Source organism: Rothia sp. HMSC066H02, from assembly GCF_001814995.1.
Lineage (GTDB): Bacteria > Actinomycetota > Actinomycetes > Actinomycetales > Micrococcaceae > Rothia > Rothia mucilaginosa.
The window spans coordinates 56,301-61,889 of record NZ_KV818684.1 but is presented as its reverse complement, the minus strand read 5'-3'; the positions used below and the strand labels follow the sequence as shown (position 1 = coordinate 61,889).

At 58.8% G+C, this 5,589-nt stretch carries 4 protein-coding genes and 1 tRNA gene; 1 reads left to right on the top strand and 4 read right to left on the bottom strand.

Going from position 1 to position 5,589, the window contains the following annotated elements; translation table 11 throughout:
• Positions 1-599 precede the first annotated feature (599 nt).
• From HMPREF2999_RS05695 to HMPREF2999_RS05680, 4 genes are all read right to left on the bottom strand, one after another.
• Positions 600-672 (bottom strand) — tRNA-Lys (locus tag HMPREF2999_RS05695).
• Between the two features lie 211 nt (positions 673-883).
• Positions 884-1,912, bottom strand: a complete 1,029-nt coding sequence (gene ilvC / locus HMPREF2999_RS05690; RefSeq protein ID WP_005508646.1) for a ketol-acid reductoisomerase — start codon at positions 1,910-1,912, stop codon at positions 884-886.
• Between the two features lie 236 nt (positions 1,913-2,148).
• A complete protein-coding gene (ilvN, locus tag HMPREF2999_RS05685) occupies positions 2,149-2,649 on the bottom strand; it encodes an acetolactate synthase small subunit (RefSeq protein ID WP_070676766.1) in 501 nt (166 codons plus the stop codon).
• Complete coding sequence (locus tag HMPREF2999_RS05680; protein ID WP_070676768.1) at positions 2,649-4,451, bottom strand: acetolactate synthase large subunit; 1,803 nt, start codon at positions 4,449-4,451, stop codon at positions 2,649-2,651. Before HMPREF2999_RS05680 ends, ilvN begins: the two co-directional genes overlap by 1 nt.
• A 461-nt stretch (positions 4,452-4,912) precedes the next feature.
• Here HMPREF2999_RS05680 and HMPREF2999_RS05675 point away from each other — a divergent pair, with 461 nt between their 5' ends.
• A complete protein-coding gene (locus HMPREF2999_RS05675; protein WP_005508644.1) occupies positions 4,913-5,452 on the top strand; it encodes a hypothetical protein in 540 nt (179 codons plus the stop codon).
• Positions 5,453-5,589: the final 137 nt, after the last annotated feature.

Below are 5,589 nucleotides of genomic sequence, written 5' to 3'. Positions count from 1 at the left end.
CGCTTCGCTTCGGGCACCCTGATGTCGCTACGGACGGCACCGACACCTCGGCGCGCACCAGGCTAACCACCACGCAACACACTAAAAGGCGACAGCCCTCCCCGCCCCACACGCAAACCGCCAAGCCACCACGCAATAGGCTAAAAGGCGACAGCTCTCCCCCGCCTCAGTTCGCTAGGCACGGGGCGCACACAAAACCACCACGCAACCCAATGGACCGGCGGGATTCCGCGAACCACTGAACCACAGGACCTAAAGAGGGGCGGGGCGGCACATCGGTAGCGCGCCGCGTTTTCCGGATGCGCCCTCAGGGTGTCACACGGACGCTCTTCCGCAGCGAAGCAAGGAGGAAGCGGAGCGTCCGGGTGACGGGTGCCCCTGCGTAGGCGCGGAGGAAACATGTAGCGCACCCCGTAGTCTTGGGAGACGCGAGGTACCCACCCACCCCACCCCTGTAGGAACGAGGGCGAATACCGTCTTCCAAGCATCGAACACCAGAGCAAGGGGAAATATCTACACCCCAGCCCTCAAAACTGTATTTATTCGGGGAACGCAAAAATCCCGCCAATTCCGAAGAATCAGCGGGATTTTCTTTGAAGTGCGCCCCCTGGGACTCGAACCCAGAACCCATTGATTAAGAGTCAATTGCTCTGCCAATTGAGCTAGAGGCGCTTATTTGTTTTTCAAGGTTTCCCCTGCAACAAGTAAATACTATACGGCATTTTGTGAGTGTTCACAACTCGATTGAGCATGAACTGCATCACATATCTAATGGGTGCTGCTGTTCAGCTTGAAACAGTAAGAATCCGGCGCCCCGCCCCTCCCCTATAGCGGGGTGTGGGCGGAACGCCGGATTCTTAGAAAGCTATTGCTGAGCTACCGTTTAGCGAGCGACGGAACCTTCGGTGTAGTCGTCGTCAACGGAGTTCCAGGAGAACAGCTCGCGCAGCTTGCGGCCGGTTGCCTCGATGGGGTGTGCCTCACCCTTTGCGCGCAGTTCCTTGAACTCGGGTGCGCCTGCAGCCTGGTCTTCCATGAAGCGCTTTGCGAAGTTGCCGTTCTGGATGTCTGCCAGGACAGCCTTCATGTTTTCCTTGACCTCGGGGGAGATCACGCGGGGGCCGGAGACGTAGTCGCCGTACTCTGCGGTGTCGGAGATGGACCAACGCTGCTTAGCGATGCCACCCTCGATCATCAGGTCAACGATGAGCTTGAGCTCGTGCAGGACCTCGAAGTAAGCAATCTCGGGCTGGTAGCCTGCTTCGGTCAGAACCTCGAAGCCGTACTGAACCAGCTGGGAGGTGGAGCCGCAGAGGACTGCCTGCTCACCGAACAGGTCGGATTCGGTCTCTTCGGTGAAGGTGGTCTTGATGACGCCTGCGCGGGTTGCGCCGAGGCCCTTTGCGTAGGACAGTGCCAGTGCGAGTGCTTCGCCGGATGCGTCCTTCTCAACTGCGACCAGGGCGGGAACGCCGCGGCCTGCTTCGAATTCGCGGCGGACGGTGTGGCCGGGGCCCTTGGGGGCGACCATTGCCACGTCGACACCCTCGGGTGCGGTGATGTAGCCGAAGCGGATGTTGAAGCCGTGTGCGAAGAACAGTGCATTGCCGGGCTTCAGGTGGGGTTCGATGCTCTCTGCGTAGACCTTTGCCTGGACCTGGTCCGGGGTCAGGATCATGATGACGTCTGCTTCTGCTGCTGCTTCTGCAACGGTTGCGACGCGCAGGCCTTCTGCCTCAGCCTTGGCACGGGACTTGGAGCCCTCGGACAGACCGACGATGACCTTCACGCCGGAGTCACGCAGGTTCAGTGCGTGTGCGTGGCCCTGGGAGCCGTAGCCGATAACTGCTACGGTGCGACCCTGGATCAGGGAGAGGTCTGCGTCGTCGTTGTAGAAAATGGTTGCTGCCATTTCTTCTCCTCAGTAAGTTTGGTATGCGGCCCAGGCTGGGCTCAACATTGACTATTCTACTTGAAAGCTGTTTAGTTGCGGGCTGTCGAGAGTACTTCTCAGCATCTGAAGTATCCGGAAGGTCTGTGAGCCCATAGGGGCGGGTATCGCATCGCCCGCCGGTTTCCCGGTCGAAGCGGTGCGATACCCGAAGCTATCCTCGCTAATGCGGGGTTGGTATGACACCCTGGTGGGTATTAGATGCGCTCGCTCATGGCGCGGGGGCCACGTGCCAGGCCGATGGTGCCTGCGCGAACAATTTCGCGAACACCGTAAGGCTCCAGAACATCCAGCAGTGCGGTGAGCTTCTCCTCAGAACCGGTTGCCTCGATGACAACAGACTCGGGGGAAACGTCAATCACGGATGCGCGGAACAGGTCAGCTGCCTGAACAATCTGCAGGCGAGCTACTGCATCTGCCTTGACCTTGATCAGGATGTGGCCGCGCTGGGTGGAGGAGTCGGCGGGAAGCTCGACGACCTTCAGCACGTGAACCAGCTTGTTCAGCTGCTTGGTGATCTGCTCGATGGTGTGGGCGTCACCCTCGGTCACGACGGTGATGCGGGAAACACCGGGGTTTTCGGTGGGGCCCACAGCCAGGGAGAGGATGTTGAACAGGCGGCGGGAGAACAGACCGGAAACTCGGGTGAGAACGCCCGGCTTATCTTCTACCAGAACGGACAGAGTGTGCTGAGACATTAGTTCTCTCCCTCACGATCGAACTCGGGCGAAGTGTTCTTCGCAATCCAAATCTTGTCATTAGAAACGCCTGCCGGGACCATGGGCCAGACCAGTGCGTGGGGGCTGACGGTGAAGTCAATGACCACGGGGCGGTCGTTGATTTCCAGGGCAGCCTTAATGGTGGCGTCCACGTCTTCGTCGCGTTCGCAACGGAAGGTTGCGCAGCCGTATGCGTCGCCGAGCTTGACGAAGTCGGGGATGCGTGCGGTGCCGTGGCCGTCCTTCAGGTCGGTGTTGGAGTAGCGCTCGTTGTAGAACAGGGTCTGCCACTGGCGCACCATACCGAGGGAGGAGTTGTTGATGATAGCAACCTTGACGGGGATGTTGTTCTGTGCGCAGGTGACCAGTTCCTGGTTGGTCATCTGGAAGCAGCCGTCACCGTCGATAATCCACACGGTGGATTCGGGGTGTGCAACCTTTGCACCCATACCGGCGGGAACGCCGTAGCCCATGGTGCCGAGGCCTGCGGAGCTGATGAAGTGACGGGGGCTCTCCTGCTGAATGTAGTGTGCACCCCACATCTGGTGCTGGCCAACGCCGGTGACGTAGTATGCGTCGGGGCCGGTGAGGGCGCTGATGCGCTCGAGAACGTACTCGGGGGAACCAAGGCCGTCGTTGGGCTTCTCGTAGCCGAGCGGGTAATCCTTGCGGATCATGTTCAGCTCGTTCCACCATTCGGTGAGGTTCGGCAGCTGGTCTGCGAACTCGGTGGAGAGCAGGTCGGTCAGCTCGGGCAGCACGTACTTGAGGTCGCCGACGATCGGAACATCCGCGAAGCGGATCTTCGAGATTTCTGCCGGGTCAACGTCAATGTGGATGACCTTAGCCTCGGGTGCGAAGGAGTCGAGCTTGCCGGTGACGCGGTCGTCGAAGCGTGCACCGAGGGTGATGAGCAGGTCAGACTTCTGCATTGCGGCGACGGCGGGGACGGTGCCGTGCATGCCGGGCATGCCGAGGTTCTGGGGGTCAGAGTCGGGGAATGCACCGATAGCGTTCAGGGTGGTGACGACGGGTGCACCGATGAGCTTAGCCAGCTTGTGGAACTCTTCGGAAGCACCTGCGCGGACCAGGCCACCGCCGACGTAGAAGACGGGGCGCTTGGATTCGGTGATGAACTTTGCAGCTTCGTGAATCTGCTTGGAGTGGCCGCGGGTGACGGGGGTGTAGCCGCGCAGCTCCAGGTCCTCAGGAATGCCGCGGTATTCCATCATGCCGACCTGTGCGTCCTTGGTGACGTCCACGAGCACGGGGCCGGGGCGGCCGGTGGATGCGATGTGGAATGCTGCTGCGAGCGCGCGGGGGATGTCCTGCGGGTCGGTGATCATGAAGGAGTGCTTGGAGATGGGCATTGCCATGCCGACGATGTCAGCTTCCTGGAATGCGTCAGAGCCCAGCAGCTTAGTGGACACCTGGCCGGTGATTGCGACCAGGGGGATGGAGTCCATGTTTGCGTCAGCGATTGCGGTCAGCAGGTTGGTTGCGCCGGGGCCGGAGGTTGCGATGCACACGCCGGTCTTGCCGCTGGACACTGCGTAGCCCTGAGCGGCGTGGCCTGCGCCCTGCTCGTGGCGGACCAGGATGTGGCGGACCTTCTTGGAGTCGTACAGGGGGTCATAGGTCGGCAGAATGGCTCCACCAGGCAGGCCGAATACGTCAGTCACACCCAGGTCTTCGAGGGTGCGGACGATTGCCTGAGAACCGGTCATGCGTTCTGCGGGAGCGTTTGCCGCGTCATCAGAAGTGGAAAATCCCATGGTCATGGAAATGCCTCGTGTCTTAATGGTTCTTCGTTGTACTCAATGTTCTGCGTGGGGTTTGTGTGATCCTCACGCATCCTATGCCCGGGGGTACCAAGCTATAAAAAATGCCCCTCGCTGTTGGTGGTAGCGGTAGGGGCGCTCAGTCGCAGTGAATAGACCCTGCCACTCGCCCTAGGCGACGTCGACAAGGCGTAGAATTCGCTGGAACATTGCTGTCTTCACCCTTCTATGGTGCGCCCCAAGAAGGGGTGAGTCAAATCTCTATCGGGCAACACACCCGTTTTTGTTCATAAAGGTGCAGGTCAGATACTTTCTTTCATGATGTGGACACATTGCACTTGTTGACACATTCCCACGTGTTCATTTGAACAGGTGAGAAAAACTCGCATTTTTGGACGTCATGGCGCGTAATATGCGCGAATACTCGTGACCTTCGTTGGTTGCCCCGGTAGACTGAAGCTATGACCGAACCGATCATCCCGGTCGCTGATGAGCTGACCGAAGCAAGTAAGTACGCAGAGGTTGTTGACCCCCGTAACTCTGTTGAGAGTGACGTGTTTTTGACGGGTGAGGAACTTATCCGAGTTCTGCACCCGGTTTTTGACGAGCAGATTATTAATTACGGTGCATACAATTTGGTGTATGCGACGGGCCGTGCGGTTTACCGTAATCCTGATTTGGCGTTGCATCAGTATCCTGATCAGCAGCATTTTATTGTTGGGTATCAGGATGCGCCTGATGAGGTGATTATTGCTCCGGTGAATTTGCCGGCGTTGACGCCTGCGGGTACGGCAACGACGATTGATAATACGAATGCTCTGCATGCGTATCGTGTGGGTGATGATGCGGTGACGCTTGAGTCGGTGAATGGCAGCTCGTTTTATTTGTCGTTTGAGGATAATGCTGAGGTTGCCACTCACCTTGGTACTGGCCTGTTGGAGCAGGGTAAGGATGTGGAGGATTTCCGTGAGTTTGTGACGCGGATTTGGCCGGTCCTGTAGCCTTATGACTTTTTGAAATGATTGCCCGCTGCTGTCTTGTGACGGTGGCGGGCTTTCGCGTACCCATACCCAGCCATGTTGAACGCTTGAGGGGCGGTGCACGTCCTCGCTCCTACAGGGGCACCCGCCCTCGCTTC